A 15,463-nucleotide genomic window follows, 5' to 3' on the forward strand; every position below is an offset into this window, starting at 1 on the left:
ATGATGCGATCGGACGACACAGCCGGCGACCTCCCGCGGGCAGTAGGGCGCCGGACGCGAATCGGTCTCGTCGCGGGCGGGCTCGGTGCTTACTGGCCGCAGTTCCCCTCCTTGCTACCGCAGTTGCAGGCGTCTGCTCGGCGGGTGTCCGAGCGGTTCGCTTCGATGGACTGCGAGGTGGTGGACGTCGGGTTCATCTCCGACGCGCAGGAGGGTGCTGCGGCTGCGGAGAAGCTGCGGGTGGCGGACTGCGATCTGATCGTGGGGTTTCTGACGACGTACATGACGGCGTCGATGCTGGTGCCGGTGGCGCAGCGGAGTGGTTCGCCGGTGCTGCTGCTGAACCTGCAGCCGACGGAGTCGATGGATCACGCGACGTTCGACACCGGTGCTTGGCTCGCGTACTGCGGTGCCTGTCCGCTGCCCGAGATGGCGAATGCGTTCGAGCGCTGCGGGATCGAGTTCCGGTCGGTTTCGGGGTACCTCGAGGACGAGCGGGCGTGGGCGCGAATCGGCCGGTGGATCCGGGCGGCCGGCGTACGGGCTGCTTTTCGGCATGGACGGCACGGTCTGCTCGGGCATCTGTACCCGGGCATGATGGACGTCGTCACCGACCCGACGCTGGTGTCCGCGCAGCTCGGTGGGCATGTGGAGATCCTGGAGATCGACGACCTGCGGGTCCGGGTCGAGAAGGTCACTCCCGCGGAGACCTCTGGGCGCATGGAGTTGGCACGGGAGGTGTTTGTCCTCGATGACTCGGTGGTCGAGGACGACTTCCGGTGGGGCGCGACGGTGTCCGTTGCGCTGGATCGGTTGGTGGAGGACTTCGACCTGACCACGCTTGCGTACTACCACCGTGGGTTGGACGGGGAGGCGCATGAGCGGGTCGCGGCGGGGATGATCCTCGGCGCATCGTTGCTCACGGCAAGGGGTATTCCGGCTGCGGGTGAGTACGAACTGCGGACGTCGCTGGCGATGCTGGTGATGGACAAACTCGGTGCGAGTGGTTCGTTCACCGAGCTGCAGGCGCTGAACTTCCACGACAACGTGGTGGAGATGGGGCACGACGGTCCGGCGCATCTCGCGATCAGCTCGGCCAAGCCGTTGCTGCGTGGATTAGGTGCTTATCACGGCAAGCGTGGGTGGGGTGTCTCTGTCGAGTTCGACGTTCGGCAGGGTCCGGTCACCTTGTGTGGGCTTGGCCAGCGGCGAGATGGCACGTTCCACCTGATCGCTTCGGAGGGAACCGTCGTACCAGGGCCGCTGCTGCAGATCGGGAACACGACGTCCCGGGTGGACTTCGGTCGGGACCCGGGTGAGTGGACCGATGACTGGTCCGCGTCGGGCGTCGCGCACCACTGGGCGCTCGGTACTGGGCACCGGGTGAAGGACCTGGAGGCTGTCGCCGGTCTCCTCCACCTCGACCTCACCGTCGTATGAAGCGCGTCGCGGCGGTCGACCTAGGAGCGTCCAGCGGTCGCGTCATGCTCGGCGAGGTCGGTCCCGACCTGCTGAACCTGACCGAGGTCAACCGCTTCTGGAACGGCCCGGTCGACCTCCGCGGCAGCCTGCACTGGGACATCCTCCACCTCTACCGCTCCATGCTCGACGGCCTCCACACCGCCGGTGCTGTCGACGCCCTCGGTATCGACTCCTGGGCCGTCGACTACGGCCTCCTGTCTGGTGGGCAGCTGCTGGGCAACCCGTTCCATTACCGCGACTCCCGTACCAACACCGCAGTACAAGGTGTGACATCTGAGGAGCTGTACCAAGTCACGGGTTTGCAGCAGCTGCCCATCAACACCCTGTACCAGCTGCTTGCCGAACGTCTGCTGGAGCAAGCCGACACCCTCCTCCTCATCCCCGACCTGCTTGCTTACTGGCTCACCGGCTCTGTCGGGGCGGAGCGCACCAACGCGTCCACCACGCAGCTGTACGACGTGCGGCGGCGTGAATGGGCTACCGGGCTGGCGGAGCGGGTCGGCGTACCGGCTCGGGTGCTGCCTCGGTTGGTTGATCCGGGGGATGTGATTGGCGACTACCGGGGGACTCCGGTGATTGCGGTGGGGTCTCATGACACGGCGTCGGCTGTGGTGAGTGTGCCGACGGAGACCGAGCGGTTCGCGTACATCTCGTCGGGGACGTGGTCCCTGGTGGGACTCGAGCTGGACGCACCTGTGCTCACCGAGGAGGCACGTCTCGCCAACTTCAGCAACGAAGGGGGAGTGGATGGGCGGATCCGCTTCCTGCGTAACGTCATGGGCCTCTGGATCCTCCAGGAGTGCCAACGCGTCTGGCAGGACGACGACCTGCCGCGACTGCTCAGCGAAGCAGCTGCTGCGACACCCTTCGACTTACTGATCGATCCAGATGCACCGGAGTTCCTAGCGCCGGGTGACATGCCGGCTCGGATCGGGAACGCATCGAAAGGTGCGATCGTGCGGTGTGTGTTGGAGAGTCTGGCGCTCGCCTACCGGCGGACGCTGCGGTCGGCGCAGGAGCTCGCGGACCGGCCGGTCGACGTACTGCATGTCATCGGAGGCGGCTCCCAGAACGAACTGCTCTGTCAGCTCACCGCAGATGCCTGCGGCCTGCCGGTACTCGCCGGTCCGGTCGAAGCGTCCGCACTGGGCAACGTCCTCGTCCAAGCTCGCGCACTGGGCGAGCCCCTGCCGGACCTGGCCGCCATGCGCGCCCTGGTCCGGTCCACCCATCGCCTGCGGCGCTACACCCCGCAGGGCAAACCGGCCGACTGGGACGCCGCCGAGTCCCGGGTGTTCGGAACCAGGTGATCCGTAATGACCGTCCTCCCCCAGGAACTGCGCCCGCAGCGGGTACCGCCGCGGGAGATCAGCCATGACGATCTGCAGCTGCTCCGCCTCCTCGCCACCGGCTTGCCGATGGATGCGGTGGCGCGCAGGTTGCAGTTGTCCGAACGGACTGTCCGCCGCCGGACCCGCTTGATCTGCGACCGGCTCGGCTTCAGTACCGCGATCGAAGCCATCGTCTGGGCCGCCCGCCGCGGCTTGGTCTAACTCCCTGCAGTACCGCCCCACTGACTGAGGAGTCTTGCTATGCCCCGACACCTTCGAGGGCTCTGCCTTGCCCTGGCAGCCCTCCTGGCCATGCCGATATCCACGGCCTCCGCCACACCAGCACCTCAGGTGCACAAGCTGAAGACCAACGCTCTCACCGAACCACTCGGCATCGCCGCCGGCACACCTCGCCTGAGCTGGCAGCTCGACAGCAGCAGTCGTGGGGTGACTCAGAGCCGCTACCAGGTCAGGGTCGCAACCAGTCCGTCGCGGCTGGCCCGTCCGGACGCGTGGGACAGCGGTGTGGTCCGCTCCGACCGTTCGGTCGACGTCGAGTACGCCGGTGCTGCGTTGAAGCCGTACACGCAGTACTTCTGGTCTGTGCGGGTCTGGGACGGCAACGGCCGCGCCACGCGCTGGTCCGACCCGGCGACGTTTGAGACCGCCCAGCTGAAGCCCTCGGACTGGAGTGGTCAGTGGATCGGCGCTGAGAGCCAGCCGGGTGCCGAGTGGACCGACTACACGGTCGACGCCGATGTCACGGTCGTCAAGGAAGCACTCGGTGTCTTCTTCCGGGGTCGCGCCGGTATCGGATACATGTGGCAGCTCAACTCCTTGGGCGGCGGTGCAAAGCTGCGGCCGCACGTCCGCCAGCCAGGCGGTGGGTACGTCGTACTCGCCGAGATCCCGCTCGGTGTCGACCTGAGCCAGCAGCACCACCTGCGCATCACCGTCGCCGGTCAGACCATCACCACCTGGATCGACGGCACCCAGGTCGACCAGCGCGAGCGGTCCGATCACAACGCGGCCGGGATCGTGGGTTTCCGCACCAACGGGGCCGAGAGCGGTGTCGTGCACAACCTGGTGGTGACCAATGCCGCCGGGAAGAAGCTGGTCGACACTGCGTTCGCAGCCGGTGACCAGACGTTTCCGGATGGGACGGTGCTCCCGGGCGGCGGCCTGCAGGTCAAGGGCAACACCGACCTGTGGCTCCCGGGTCCGCCGCTGCCAGTGTTCCGGCGTACCGTCACCATCCCGGCGGGGAAGAAGGTTGTCCGGGCACGGGTCTACGCGGCCGCGCAGGGTGTCTACGAGCTGAGCTTGAACGGGCGCAAGGTCGGCGATCAGGAGCTGGCACCGGGCTGGACGGACTACCGGCTGCGGATCCAGTCGCAGACGTACGACGTCACGCGGCAACTACGGCCGGGTCAGAACGTGCTGGGCGCCGAGCTCTCCACCGGCTGGTACGCCGGGAACCTGGCGATGTTCGGTTCGCAGAAGTACGGCAGTGAAACCGCTCTGACCGCGCAACTGCGCGTCACGTACTCAGATGGCTCCACCGACGTGATCGGTACCGATCAGAACTGGCAGACCGCGCCAGGCGCCGTACGGGTCGCTGATCTGCTCAACGGCGAGAGCTATGACGCACGTCGTAAGCCGACTGAGTGGTCACCAGCGTTGTTGCGGCCGAGTGCGACGGCTCAGCTGGTGCCGCAGAGCGACCAGCCTGTCCGGGTGACGCAGCACCTGGCCGCTAAGGCGATTCCGTCACCCACAGCTGGCAAGTACCTCTACGACCTCGGGCAGAACATGGTGGGTGTTGGCCGGTTCAAGCTGACCGGACAGCCGGGGCAAACCGTGACGATCCGGTACGGCGAGGTGCTGAACCCGGACGGGACGCTGTACACCGACAACCTGCGCGGTGCGAAGGCTACTGACCACTACACGTTCGCCACCGACCAGCCGGAGACCTACCAGCCGCGTTTCACCTTCCATGGCTTCCGGTACGTCGAACTGAGCGCGCCGGCCGATGTGGTCACCGGCGTGGTGATGGGCACAGATGGCGCTCAGACGACCAGCTTCCGCACCAACTCCGCACTGGTAAACCAGCTGCACAGCAACATCGTCTGGGGCCAGCGTGGCAACTTCTTGTCGATTCCGACCGACACTCCGGCCCGTGACGAGCGGATGGGCTGGACCGGCGATATCAACGTGTTCGCGCGGACTGCGGTCTACAACCTGGACTCACAGGCCTTCCTGACCAAGTGGTTGCAGGACCTGCGTGACAGCCAGGCGGCCGACGGCTCGTACCCGAGTGTCGCGCCGACTGTGCCCAACTCGTTCGACGGTGGACTCGGGAACGCTGGCTGGGCAGATGCCGGTGTCAACGTGCCGTGGACGCTCTGGCAGGCCTACGGCGACACCAACGTGATCCGCACGCACTACGCCTCCATGGCGCGGTACGTCGACTACCTGGCATCCCACTCGCCCGGTCTGATCCGTGGCGGCGGTGACTACGGCGACTGGCTGAACCTGGACGACCCGACACCCGGTGACCTGATCGGTACGGCGTTCATGGCCAAGGGTGCCCGCCAGCTCAGCCAGATGGCTGCGGCGATCGGGAACAGTGCGGACGAAACGAAGTACCGGAAGCTGTACGACGACGTACGGGCAGCGTGGATCGCGCGGTTCGTGGCAGCCGACGGGAAGGTCGGGTCGGACAGTCAGACGGGGTACATCCTCGGGTTCACCAACGACCTGATCCCCGATGTCACCAAGTCCGGCGAGCACTTCGTGAACACCATCCTGCGCCGGGACACGCACTTGTCCACCGGCTTCCTCGGGGTGGACGGGCTGCTGCCGGTGCTGACCAAGGTGGGTCGCTCGGATCTCGCCTACAAGCTGCTGCAGAACACGTCGTACCCGTCGTGGGGCTACGAGATCGGCAAGGGCGCGACCACGGTCTGGGAGCGCTGGAACTCGATCAACCCGGACGGCACCTTCAACGACGTCGGCATGAACTCCTTCAACCACTACGCGTACGGCGCGGTCGGCGAGTGGATGTACCGGACGCTGGCGGGCGTCTCGGCGGCCGAACCGGGGTACCGGCGGGTGCTGATCGCGCCGACGCCGGGTGCCGGGATCACCAAGGCCGACTTCGCGTTGGAGACGCCGTACGGCGAGGTGGTCAGTAACTGGAAGATCACTGCTCGTGGTTTCGAGCTGGAGGTGACGGTCCCGGCCAACACGACGGCAATCATTCGTTTGCCTGGTTCGGCGGAGGTCAAGAATGTTGCCTCGGGCACCTATCGGTTCGTGGCGCCGGCAGGTTAGCCGGGGAGGGCGGCGGGTACCGGAGCGGGAACCCCGACAGAGGAGGAACCATGGACGGAATGACCGTCCTCTGGATCGTCGTCGCCCTCGCAGTCCTGGTCATCCTGGTTGCGTTGATCGCCGGCGCATCCAAGACATCGTCGAAACGCCGCGCGGAACACGAGCGGCAGCAGGCCGAGCACGACCGGCAGGAGGCGTACGAGAAGGAGCAGGAGTCGCGGATCGCCGCGGCCCACGCCGAACGTCAGCACGCCACGGCCGATGAGGTCGACGCCCGCGCCAAGCGCGCCCAGGCCGAGTCCGAGGAGAAGGCTGCCGAGGCCCGCCGGCTCGCCGCCGGCGCCACCGAGCGTCGCGAGGCCGCCAAAACCGCCGACCGCGAGGCCGACGAGCACCGCACCGAGGCTGCCGACCTGTACCCGGACGCCGAGAAGCACGCCGACAACACCACAATGCCGCGCGCGAATGCCGACGAGCACTGGGCGGACGGGAATCACCCGCACGACCCGCGACATTCCAAACACACCGAGCACTGATCAGATCAAGTAGCGGAACTCGGGGGAGTTCGGGTTGATGCGTTCGATGTCGAGCGGCGCCGCGTCCATCCGCGCCAGCAGGCCCTCCAGGTCCGCGGCCCGCCCGATCTCGATCCCGACCAGCGCGACCCCGGTTTCCCGGTTGTTGCGCTTCACGTACTCGAACAGCGCGATGTCGTCGTCCGGGCCGAGCACCCCGTCCAGGAACTGGCGCAGTGCGCCCGGCTCCTGCGGGAACGTCACCAGGAAATAGTGCTTGAGGCCTTCGTAGACCAGCGATCGCTCGAGGATCTCGCTGTACCGGCTGACATCGTTGTTCCCGCCCGACAGCAGGCAGACCACCGTCTCACCCGGCTGCACGACCAGACCGTTGCCCAGGGCACTTGTCGACAAAGCGCCCGCGGGCTCGGCGATCAGACCGTCGACCTGGTACAGCTCGAGCATCTCGCTGCACACCAGTCCTTCCGGCACCGACATCAGCTCGACACCGGCGCTCGCCACCAATGGCAGCGTGACGTCGCCAACCCGCCGTACCGCTGCGCCGTCGACGAAGCTGTCCAGGTGCGGCAACGTAACCGGTTCACCGGCAGCAAGTGCAGCCGCCATACTCGCGGCACCGGCCGGCTCCACACCGACGATCCGCACGCCGGGATGCCGGGCCGACATCCAGCTCACGACACCGGCGATCAGCCCCCCACCGCCCACCGGAACCACCAGTACGTCGGGCGCATGGCCGAGCTGCTGGACGATCTCGACGGCGACCGTGCCTTGGCCGGCCACGGTGCGCGGGTCGTCGAAGGCAGGGACCATCGTCGCGCCGGTCGCTTCCGCATCAGCGAGCGCTGCGGCGGCCGCGTCGTCGTACGTGTCGCCGGTGACGATCACCTGGATCTGCTTGCCACCGAGAGCCGCGATCCGGTCCCGCTTCTGGCGCGGTGTGGTCCGCGGAACGAAAACTTTTCCGTGAACTCCGAGTGCGTGGCACGAATATGCCAACCCCTGCCCGTGGTTGCCCGCACTGGCACACACCACCCCGGCCGACTTGCTCTCGTCGTCGAGCTGGGCGATCAGGTTGTAGGCCCCGCGCAGCTTGTAGGAACGGCCGATCTGCAGGTCCTCGCGCTTCAGCAGAATCTGCGCCCCGGTGCGCTCGGACAGGCGCAGATTGCGCTCCAGCGGGGTCCGGACGACGACTCCGTCGAGCCGCGAGACGGCGGCCTCGACAGCGGCCGCGGCGGCCGTTTCTGAGACGATCGCTGAACCGGTTCTGCTCGTCGATCGAGCGACTGAACTCTTGCCCTGCATGACGTTCCTTCCCGTGCATCTGCACGATCTTCGCCGTTTCGCTCGCTACCCAAGACGATCTCCGTCCATAGTGCGGACAGACGGCTACCGTTGCACAACGGAGCCTGATTCCATGCGTGAAACGGCCCTTCCCGGGGCAGTCTAGTTTTCATACGCTCACTCGGTGTAACGGCCAGGGCTCTGGACGGGAAGAGCCGAGTCAACCGGTCAGCGGGGACTGGAGGGCACATATGGAACTGATTCCGTTCAGTCTGTGGGGCGACGCACTGTGGTGCGGTCAGGAGGTCGTGCGGGAGGCTCCGCACGAGCAGGCGATTCGCAGCCTGTTCCCTGATCCCATCCCGGCGCGTGGCGCAGATCTGGACACCGAGGCGGACCTCGTCCCGGAACCGCACAACAGATTCGACCCCCGATCGATCGCAGTCCGCGTTCAGGGGAAGGTTGTCGGCTACTTGCCGAGGGACGACGCACATCGCTACCACCCGGTGCTGTCGGAGCTGGTGGCCCAAGGACTGCAGCCCCAGGTGCCGTGCCACCTGTGGGTGAGTGAATGGGAGCCGGCCGACTGGGTCGGCAAGGCTGATGACGGCACGGAGTTCCACGCCAGTGTCGCGGTGGCCCTGGGCCAGCCGCACATGCTCGTCCCGGTGAACCTGCCACCGCCGGGGAGCTTCCACCTGCTGCCGCCCGGCAGCGGCATCGTCGTACCGGGCAGCGAGGTGCATCCAGAGGTCCTGACACCGTTCTTCCGGGCGGAGGGCGAGTGCTGGGCCTACGCCACCATGCATGCGATCGAGGAGGAGGACAGCATCCAGGACCGGCCGCGGAACGTGATCGAGATCCGTCTCGACGACGAACCGGTCGGACGGCTCAGCCCACGGCTGAGTGCGGAGTTCCTGCCTGCTGTGCACTACCTGGCCGACATGCGTGCCGAGACCGCCGCACGCGTCGCAGTCCGCGGGGACCGCAGCGCATCGGAGGTGACCTTGTACGCGGCACGGAGTCATGACCTGCCGGCCACGTGGCCGGACGGCCTGACCCGTTCCCCAGTCGCGTCCCCACAATGGCACTACTGGGCGACGAAAGAAGCCAACTAGGCGGCTGCGCTGTACTCACCCCGCCCACTGGGTGGGTACAGCGGAGCTACTTCCTTACCGCTACGTTTTCCAGGTGAAGCCTCGTCTGTTGCTCGCCGTGCCGCTGGTCGTCGCGGCGGTCCTACTGGTGGGACCGGCGGCTCCAGCTGTCCGTGGGGTGCCGCTGATGCCACTGGGCGACTCCATCACCTACGGCAACCCGGAGACCGGCGTCAGCTACCGCACGTCTCTGTGGCAACACCTCCAGAGCGACCCCGGACCCCGGCTGGACTTCGTGGGTTCAGTCCGCTGGGGCAACCTCCCGGACCGCGACAACGAGGGTCACCCGGGGATGCGGATCGACGAACTGCGTTCCTGGATCGACTACTGGCTTCTCCTGAACCGGCCGCGGTACGTGCTCCTCCACATCGGCACGAACGACGTCGTACAGGCTCATGATCTGGCCAACGCCCCGGCGCGCTTGCAGGACCTGGTGGAGCGCATCACGTCGCGGGTGCCCGGTGTGACGGTTCTGGTCGCGTCGATCGTGCCTTCGTCCGATCCTGGGCTGAACGAGCGCATCAACACCTACAACGCCGCTGTGCCCGGTGTAGTCGCATCGGTGCGCGCCACCGGTGCCGACGTCCGTTTCGTTGACCTGAACGCGCGGATGTCGTTGTCTGACATCTCGTCGGACAAGCTGCACCCCAGTGACGCGGGCTTCTTGAAGATGGGCGACATCTGGTACGACGCAGTGGCGTCAGTCGTGCCGTAGAGCGTCGTACTGTTCGGCGGACCAGTCGTCGAAGGTCTCCTGCACCAGTGGGAGTTCGGACCGCTGTACTCGTCGCAGGCTCTGTCTGATCGCCTCGGGGTTGCCGGCGAGGTACTGCTCGATCGTCTCCAGCAGTACGGCGGTCGGCCAACTGGCGAGGGGGTGATGGTGCAGCGACCAGGTGAGGTACTTGCTGTACGGCCGGACCTGTCCGTCCAGTGCGAACACCACATCCAGGAACGGGCTCATCGCCTCCACGGCGTCCATCCGTGCTGCGAGGGAGTTGCCGTCCCGGGCTGACTTCAGTGAGCGGTAGGCCAGGTTGATCCATGCGTCCAGCCGGTGCTGCAGGAGACTTAGCGACTCTTCGGGGCTCAGTCTGGTCTGCCGTTCTACCGCCTGCTGGATGCGGCCGCCGGTCTTGTCCAGGAGCGTCGGTGCCCACGCGTAGGACCAGCGGTAGCCCCATTGGTCGTCTCCGAAGGTGGAGAGCTTCTCCAGGTGCTGGAGCGTGACCGGGAGCAGTTCCAGTTCGGTGTTGCGCGTTAGCGGCTTGTCGACCAGCTCTGGTGACACCACGACCAGTACGTCGAGGTCGGAGCGCTCCGTCTCCAGGCCGCGTCCGGCTGAGCCTGACAGCACCATTCCGAGGAAGCCCTCGCCGTACTGGGTCTGCAGTTGGGCTGCCGCGGTCTCGATCAGTTCGCGGCGCTCGGGCGACAGCGTCTCGGGGAACTCCATGCTGTGACCGTAGTGGGCGACGTACTCTGGCCGCATGGGAGTTTCTGCGGCTCCAGCGTGCCCGGTCTGTGGTCAGGCGGGTGTGCCAATCCTCTACGGCCTTCCGACGCCTGCTGCGATGCGTGCGGCGTCCGCCGGGCGAGTGAGGCTGGCCGGGTGCGTGATCACCCCCGACCACGATCAGTGGGCCTGCCCGGCGAACCACGAGTGGCGCACTGGCGACGACGCTCAGCTGAGCGCCGCCATCAGCGCGGCCATCGCATCCGACTAGTTATCGGAGCAGGGTCGTCTCCTGCTCGAGGCGCTCGAGCTTCTCCGGGTTGCGGACGACGTACATGCCGGTGATGAGGCCCTCGTGCATGTGGAAGGCCATGACCTGTTCGATCTCACCGTCGAGGCGGAGCAGCAGTCCGGGTGCACCGTTGAGCTGGATGGGCTCGGCGGTGACGACACCGGTGAGGCGCGGGATACCGGCGCCCAGGATGCGTCCGACGCGGTCCGCGCCGACGATCGGGTTCAGGACTGCCTGCCTGATGCCACCGCCGTCGCCGATCAGCACCACGTCCGGAGCGAGCATGTCCAGGAAGCCCTGGATATCACCTGTCTCGACAGCTCGGCGGAACGCGTTCAGTGCGCCCTGCGCCTCGGTCGACGAGACCACGCCGCGCGGTCGGCGCGCTGCCACGTGGGACCGCGCCCGATGGGCGATCTGCCGAACCGCCTCAGGTGACTTGTCGACAGCCTGCGCGATCTCGTCGTACTCGAGCGCGAAGACATCACGCAGTACGAACACTGCGCGCTCTGTCGGTTTGAGCGTCTCCATGACCAGGAGCATCGCCATCGACACGCTGTCAGCCAGCTCGACGTCCTCAGCCACGTCGGGCGTGGTCAACAGCGGTTCGGGCAGCCACTGACCGACGTACGACTCGCGCTGTCTGCCGACCGTCCGCAGCCGGTTGAGGGCCTGGCGGCTGGTGATGCGGATCAGGTACGCGCGCGGTTCACGCACGGTGTCCAGGTCGACACCTACCCACCGCAACCACGTCTCCTGCAGCACGTCCTCGGCGTCAGCCGCCGAGCCGAGCAGCTCGTACGCGATCGTGAACAACAGGTTGCGATGGGCAACGAATGCCTCGGTCGCGGGATCCATGGCTTCCTCCGTCACAGTGGTCAAGTCTTCCACCAGACACCGGTCAGCACGATCTCGTGACAGTGGCCCTGATCACATTCGCAACCTGTCACGGATCCGGCCCGGCGCGCATCTTGTGGGCACAACCGACCACGAGATTGGACAAGCACTATGCGTATCAACCTGATGGAGACCGAGCTCGGCGGCAAGTTCGGCAAGCGGTTCGCCGGCCTCGCGATGGTGATCGACCAGTCGCCGCTGTCCGGCACGATCAAGGAACTGGTCAACATCCGCGCCAGCCAGATCAACGGCTGCGGCTTCTGCCTGGACATGCACACCAAGGACGCCACCGCCGCCGGCGAGGACCCCCAGCGCCTGCACCTGGTAGCGGCCTGGCGCGAAGCCACCGTCTTCACCCCCGCGGAACGGGCCGCCCTGGCCCTGACCGAGGAAGCCACTCGCCTCGCCGACCTGCACAAGGGTGTCTCCGACGCCACCTGGGCGGCCGCCCGCGAACACTTCGACGACGAGCAGATCACCGCGCTCATCATCCTGGTGGCCATGATCAACGCCGCCAACCGGATGAACGTGATCAGCCAGACCCCCGCCGGCTCCTACCAGCCCGGCATGTTCGACGCCCTCGTCAAGAACTGAGGAACTCGATCAGCAGTCCCAGATCCATCTCGTGCCGGAGGCCCGCGCTGACGTGCAACGCCACCTCATCGCGGGCACCGGCCGCGGCATAGATCGCCTGCAGTTCCGCAAATGCCTCCGGTGCTGCTGACCCAGCCGTATCCAGAGCCCCGTAATGCACAGCAAGCCGCCGCGGCGCATTCAACCCGGCGATATCCGCCCGGTCGAACCACTCCAGCACCCCAGGCACACAGTGCGCCGGCGCATTCCCGGCCTCGGCGAACACCGCCTCGAACGACCCCAGAGTCCCACTGGCGAAGATCGACCGCACGCGGTTGCTGAACACCGGATACGCGCACGCGAGATCCCCGCCCCACGAGATCCCGACGACATCGCACTCCACACCCAGCCAGTCCTCCCACCGCAACAGGTCTTCGATCGTGTCGCCCATCAACGTCCGCCCGCGCTGGAACGTGTCCGTGAGCAGGGTGTAGACCATGTGCTCACCCCACCGCCAATAGCTCAAACTCTCGCCATCTCGCTGCGCCGCAAGATCACTGAGCGCCCCGAACCCCCGCAACTCCGGCAGCAGAACCGTGTGCCCGGCCTTCGCGAGCTCAATCGCAAAGTTGTGGTGGTAGTCCTCATGCACCCCGCGGATCCGCAGGCACTCGTCCACCTGCCCATGCCCGTGCAACGCCATCACCACGCGCTCCCCGCCCGGATTCAGCAAATACGCCGGCACCGACAGCCCCTCCCCGACCGCCATCACCAACGCAACAACCTCGACCCCCTCGGTCGCCGTACGCCGAACCTCCGTCACCGCACCGGCCACAACCCCCGCATCAACCGCCAGCACCTCCCCAAGCCTGGCCGTCGCCACCTCCCGCCACTCCGCCCAAGGCAGCCCCGCGCGCCCAAACCCCAACCGCCTCGCGGGCTGCAGTCCCCGATACCGCAACTCCAACTCCTCCGCCTTCACCAGAAAGTCGTAATCCATCCCCCCACCCAACCTCCCCACCCCACTCCCCGCCTCCCCTTTTCCCCCGAGCGACAGGACGTATACCCCTACCGACCCCCGCCGCCCCGCTCACCGTTGCCGGCGCGCGACCACAACCGGCGTATACGTCCTGTTCTTCGGAAGATGCGTCGGGAAGGACACGTAGTAGTCGCCTCGCGGGACATGCCTGACGCCTGCGCGAGAGCGGTCGGCGCGGGTGAGTGGCCACCTCTACGTGTCCTTACCGACGTCGAGGCGGGCCAGCTGGTCGGGGGATAGGGAGAGGTTGGCGGCGGCGAGGTTCTCGGTGAGGTGGTTGAGGGAGGTTGTGCCGGGGATGGGCAGGACGTGCGGGGCTCGGTGGAGGAGCCAGGCGAGGGCGACCTGTGCTGGGGTTGCGCCTGTCTGGCGGGCCACGTCGGCCAGGGCTCCGGCCTGTTTGGTGTGCTCGCCGGCGCCGACGGGGAAGAAGGGGACAAAGGCGATGCCTTCAGCCCCGGTGTAGTCCAGGACGGGGTCGTGATCGCGGGTGCTGAAGTTGTAGAGGTTCTGTACGGCGGCGATCGGTGCGACCTGTTGCGCCTGCCGGATCTCGTCGACGCTGACCTCGGACAGTCCGATGTGACGGACCTTTCCCTCCTGCTGCAGTTGCGCGAGCGCGCCGACCTGGTCGGCCAGCGGAACAGCGGGGTCGACCCGGTGCAGATAGAGCAGATCCAACCGCTCGACACGCAGGCGTCGCAGACTCAGCTCGGCCTGTTGACGCAGGTACGCCGGGTGCCCGACCGGTACCCACTCGTCGGGGCCGGGCCGCGTGTTGCCGATCTTGGTGGCGATCACGAAATCATCGGCGTACGGGTGCAGGGCCTGCGCGATGAGCTCCTCGTTTGCTCCGAGGGCGTAGGAGTCGGCGGTGTCAATGTGCTGGACGCCGAGCTCGATCGCACGCCTCAGTACCGCAACGGCGGCCGCTGGGTCGTCGGGACCGCGCCAGATCCCGTCTCCGTCGGCGTTCGTCAACCGCATCGCGCCGAAGCCGAGCCGTCGTACCGGAAGGTCGCCTCCGATCCGGAAGGAACCGGCCGTGGGCAGTGTTTCGATCTCTGTCTGCGTCATGAATCCGACGCTAGGCCGTGACATCAGTGTCAGATTCAAGAGGAGATTTCATCGTGTTGCGGATCGGCGAACTCTCGGAAGCCACCGGCGTCAGCGTCCGGCTGCTGCGCTACTACGAACAGCAGCAGCTCCTGTCCGCCGACCGAACCACCAGCGGCCACCGCCGCTACACCCCGGACTCGGCCGACTCGGTTCGCCGTATCCGCCTCCTCCTCGACGCCGGCCTCCCGACAAGCACCATCCGCAAGGTCATCCCCTGCTTCGAAGGCTCAAGCCTGAACGCCTGCGTAGCCACCTACCTCGACGACCACCTAGTCGAACTGACCGACCGCCTCCAAACCCTGCAAACCAAACGCGAAGCCCTCACTGACCTCCTCGCCACCCTCACCCCCGCGCTCTAGAGCCCATCGCTTGCCGCTTGCGCGGCTTGTTCGACCTTGGTGTGGTGCGCGGACCAGTCGGTGGTGGTTGGAGTGGGATTGGAGCCGAGGGCGCCGTCCAGTTCTTCGCGGATGATGTCGGCGTGGCCGAGGTGGCGGTTGGTTTCGTTGAGGAGATGGACCAGGACGTTGAAGAGTTTGACGTCGGGGCTCGGCCACCACGGGACGTGGCCGGGGGCGTCGATCGGGAGGGTGGTGATGGTGTCGTCGGCGTACTGGCAAGCGCGGGTGTAGGCGTTGAGGATGTCGGCGCGGGATTGGTCGGGGCGGACCCAGAGGTAGTCGGTGCTGTCGAAGGTTGGGTCGGCGAAGCTGGGGACGGGGTCCGGGTACGGGCGGTCGAAGATCTCGCCGAAGTAGCGGGCCTCCGAGAGGGTGAGGTGCTTGACCAGGCCGAGCAGGTTGGTTCCGGTCAGCGTGCGGGGGCGGCGAACGTCGTACTCGGACAGGCCCTCGAGCTTTTGGATCAGGTCGGCGCGGGCCCAGCGGAGTGCGTCGTGCAGGTAGGCCTTGGCGAACTCGTCGATCATCTGGATCCCGTCGGTTGAAGGTTTAGGCAGGCC

General features: G+C 66.8%; 16 protein-coding genes. 10 read left to right on the top strand and 6 right to left on the bottom strand.

From position 1 onward, the window contains the following. Positions 1–3: 3 nt before the first annotated feature. The 5 genes from ACFTSF_RS01695 (at position 4) to ACFTSF_RS01715 (ending at position 6,685) form a co-directional block, all read left to right on the top strand. Complete coding sequence (locus ACFTSF_RS01695) at positions 4–1,440, top strand: arabinose isomerase (protein WP_380151983.1); 1,437 nt, start codon at positions 4–6, stop codon at positions 1,438–1,440. Next, positions 1,437–2,792: a rhamnulokinase family protein gene (locus ACFTSF_RS01700; protein WP_380151984.1), complete on the top strand. Its 1,356-nt coding sequence runs from the start codon at positions 1,437–1,439 to the stop codon at positions 2,790–2,792. Before ACFTSF_RS01695 ends, ACFTSF_RS01700 begins: the two co-directional genes overlap by 4 nt. Before the next feature lie 6 nt (positions 2,793–2,798). Continuing rightward, complete coding sequence (locus ACFTSF_RS01705; RefSeq protein WP_344161503.1) at positions 2,799–3,035, top strand: helix-turn-helix domain-containing protein; 237 nt, start codon at positions 2,799–2,801, stop codon at positions 3,033–3,035. A gap of 129 nt (positions 3,036–3,164) precedes the next feature. Next, positions 3,165–6,149, top strand: a complete 2,985-nt coding sequence (locus ACFTSF_RS01710; RefSeq protein WP_380151985.1) for a family 78 glycoside hydrolase catalytic domain — start codon at positions 3,165–3,167, stop codon at positions 6,147–6,149. 50 nt (positions 6,150–6,199) lie between these two features. Continuing rightward, positions 6,200–6,685, top strand: coding sequence for a hypothetical protein (locus tag ACFTSF_RS01715; RefSeq protein ID WP_380151986.1), 486 nt, complete (start codon positions 6,200–6,202; stop codon positions 6,683–6,685). Here the strand turns inward: ACFTSF_RS01715 and ilvA are convergent, their stop codons facing one another. After that, positions 6,686–7,990: a threonine ammonia-lyase IlvA gene (ilvA, locus tag ACFTSF_RS01720; protein WP_380151987.1), complete on the bottom strand. Its 1,305-nt coding sequence runs from the start codon at positions 7,988–7,990 to the stop codon at positions 6,686–6,688. A gap of 230 nt (positions 7,991–8,220) precedes the next feature. On the opposite strand from ilvA, the gene ACFTSF_RS01725 reads away from it, so the two are divergent. After that, a complete protein-coding gene (locus tag ACFTSF_RS01725) occupies positions 8,221–9,087 on the top strand; it encodes an HIRAN domain-containing protein (protein WP_344161513.1) in 867 nt (288 codons plus the stop codon). Positions 9,088–9,160: 73 nt separating this feature from the next. Further along, a complete protein-coding gene (locus ACFTSF_RS01730; RefSeq protein WP_380151989.1) occupies positions 9,161–9,841 on the top strand; it encodes an SGNH/GDSL hydrolase family protein in 681 nt (226 codons plus the stop codon). Here the strand turns inward: ACFTSF_RS01730 and ACFTSF_RS01735 are convergent. Then, positions 9,827–10,582 (bottom strand): nucleotidyltransferase domain-containing protein, encoded by a 756-nt coding sequence (locus ACFTSF_RS01735; RefSeq protein ID WP_380151990.1) that lies wholly within the window; start codon positions 10,580–10,582, stop codon positions 9,827–9,829. The genes ACFTSF_RS01730 and ACFTSF_RS01735 overlap by 15 nt on opposite strands. 34 nt (positions 10,583–10,616) lie before the next feature. On the opposite strand from ACFTSF_RS01735, the gene ACFTSF_RS01740 reads away from it, so the two are divergent. After that, positions 10,617–10,853, top strand: a complete 237-nt coding sequence (locus tag ACFTSF_RS01740) for a hypothetical protein (RefSeq protein WP_344161520.1) — start codon at positions 10,617–10,619, stop codon at positions 10,851–10,853. On the opposite strand, the gene ACFTSF_RS01745 is transcribed toward ACFTSF_RS01740, so the two are convergent. After that, positions 10,854–11,732, bottom strand: a complete 879-nt coding sequence (locus tag ACFTSF_RS01745; RefSeq protein WP_380153068.1) for an RNA polymerase sigma-70 factor — start codon at positions 11,730–11,732, stop codon at positions 10,854–10,856. Between the two features lie 150 nt (positions 11,733–11,882). On the opposite strand from ACFTSF_RS01745, the gene ACFTSF_RS01750 reads away from it, so the two are divergent. Beyond that, positions 11,883–12,365 (top strand): carboxymuconolactone decarboxylase family protein, encoded by a 483-nt coding sequence (locus tag ACFTSF_RS01750; protein WP_344161523.1) that lies wholly within the window; start codon positions 11,883–11,885, stop codon positions 12,363–12,365. Here ACFTSF_RS01750 and ACFTSF_RS01755 read toward each other — a convergent pair. Next, a complete protein-coding gene (locus tag ACFTSF_RS01755) occupies positions 12,355–13,344 on the bottom strand; it encodes an alpha/beta fold hydrolase (RefSeq protein WP_380151991.1) in 990 nt (329 codons plus the stop codon). The genes ACFTSF_RS01750 and ACFTSF_RS01755 overlap by 11 nt on opposite strands. A gap of 231 nt (positions 13,345–13,575) precedes the next feature. Beyond that, the gene (locus ACFTSF_RS01760) at positions 13,576–14,460 is read right to left on the bottom strand and encodes an aldo/keto reductase (protein WP_380151992.1); all 885 of its coding nucleotides are present in this window, start codon (positions 14,458–14,460) and stop codon (positions 13,576–13,578) included. Positions 14,461–14,513: 53 nt separating this feature from the next. Here ACFTSF_RS01760 and ACFTSF_RS01765 point away from each other — a divergent pair, with 53 nt between their 5' ends. Further along, on the top strand, positions 14,514–14,861 hold the full coding sequence (locus ACFTSF_RS01765) for a MerR family transcriptional regulator (RefSeq protein WP_380151993.1): 348 nt from the start codon (positions 14,514–14,516) through the stop codon (positions 14,859–14,861). On the opposite strand, the gene ACFTSF_RS01770 is transcribed toward ACFTSF_RS01765, so the two are convergent. Beyond that, positions 14,858–15,430 (bottom strand): DinB family protein, encoded by a 573-nt coding sequence (locus tag ACFTSF_RS01770; RefSeq protein ID WP_380151994.1) that lies wholly within the window; start codon positions 15,428–15,430, stop codon positions 14,858–14,860. The two genes, ACFTSF_RS01765 and ACFTSF_RS01770, sit on opposite strands and share 4 nt — an antisense overlap. Positions 15,431–15,463: the final 33 nt, after the last annotated feature.

The organism is Kribbella sp. NPDC056951 (assembly GCF_042674205.1).
Lineage (GTDB): Bacteria > Actinomycetota > Actinomycetes > Propionibacteriales > Kribbellaceae > Kribbella > Kribbella yunnanensis.

Excerpts from the sequence above, each read along its gene's own strand:
- ACFTSF_RS01695 (WP_380151983.1), top strand. The coding sequence starts at position 4 with ATGCGATCGGACGACACAGCCGGCGACCTCCCGCGGGCAGTAGGGCGC.
- ACFTSF_RS01700 (WP_380151984.1), top strand. The coding sequence starts at position 1,437 with ATGAAGCGCGTCGCGGCGGTCGACCTAGGAGCGTCCAGCGGTCGCGTC.
- ACFTSF_RS01705 (WP_344161503.1), top strand. The coding sequence starts at position 2,799 with ATGACCGTCCTCCCCCAGGAACTGCGCCCGCAGCGGGTACCGCCGCGG.
- ACFTSF_RS01715 (WP_380151986.1), top strand. The coding sequence starts at position 6,200 with ATGGACGGAATGACCGTCCTCTGGATCGTCGTCGCCCTCGCAGTCCTG.
- ilvA (WP_380151987.1), bottom strand. The coding sequence starts at position 7,990 with ATGCAGGGCAAGAGTTCAGTCGCTCGATCGACGAGCAGAACCGGTTCA.
- ACFTSF_RS01725 (WP_344161513.1), top strand. The coding sequence starts at position 8,221 with ATGGAACTGATTCCGTTCAGTCTGTGGGGCGACGCACTGTGGTGCGGT.
- ACFTSF_RS01735 (WP_380151990.1), bottom strand. The coding sequence starts at position 10,582 with ATGGAGTTCCCCGAGACGCTGTCGCCCGAGCGCCGCGAACTGATCGAG.
- ACFTSF_RS01740 (WP_344161520.1), top strand. The coding sequence starts at position 10,617 with ATGGGAGTTTCTGCGGCTCCAGCGTGCCCGGTCTGTGGTCAGGCGGGT.
- ACFTSF_RS01745 (WP_380153068.1), bottom strand. The coding sequence starts at position 11,732 with ATGGATCCCGCGACCGAGGCATTCGTTGCCCATCGCAACCTGTTGTTC.
- ACFTSF_RS01750 (WP_344161523.1), top strand. The coding sequence starts at position 11,883 with ATGCGTATCAACCTGATGGAGACCGAGCTCGGCGGCAAGTTCGGCAAG.
- ACFTSF_RS01755 (WP_380151991.1), bottom strand. The coding sequence starts at position 13,344 with ATGGATTACGACTTTCTGGTGAAGGCGGAGGAGTTGGAGTTGCGGTAT.
- ACFTSF_RS01760 (WP_380151992.1), bottom strand. The coding sequence starts at position 14,460 with ATGACGCAGACAGAGATCGAAACACTGCCCACGGCCGGTTCCTTCCGG.
- ACFTSF_RS01770 (WP_380151994.1), bottom strand. The coding sequence starts at position 15,430 with ATGATCGACGAGTTCGCCAAGGCCTACCTGCACGACGCACTCCGCTGG.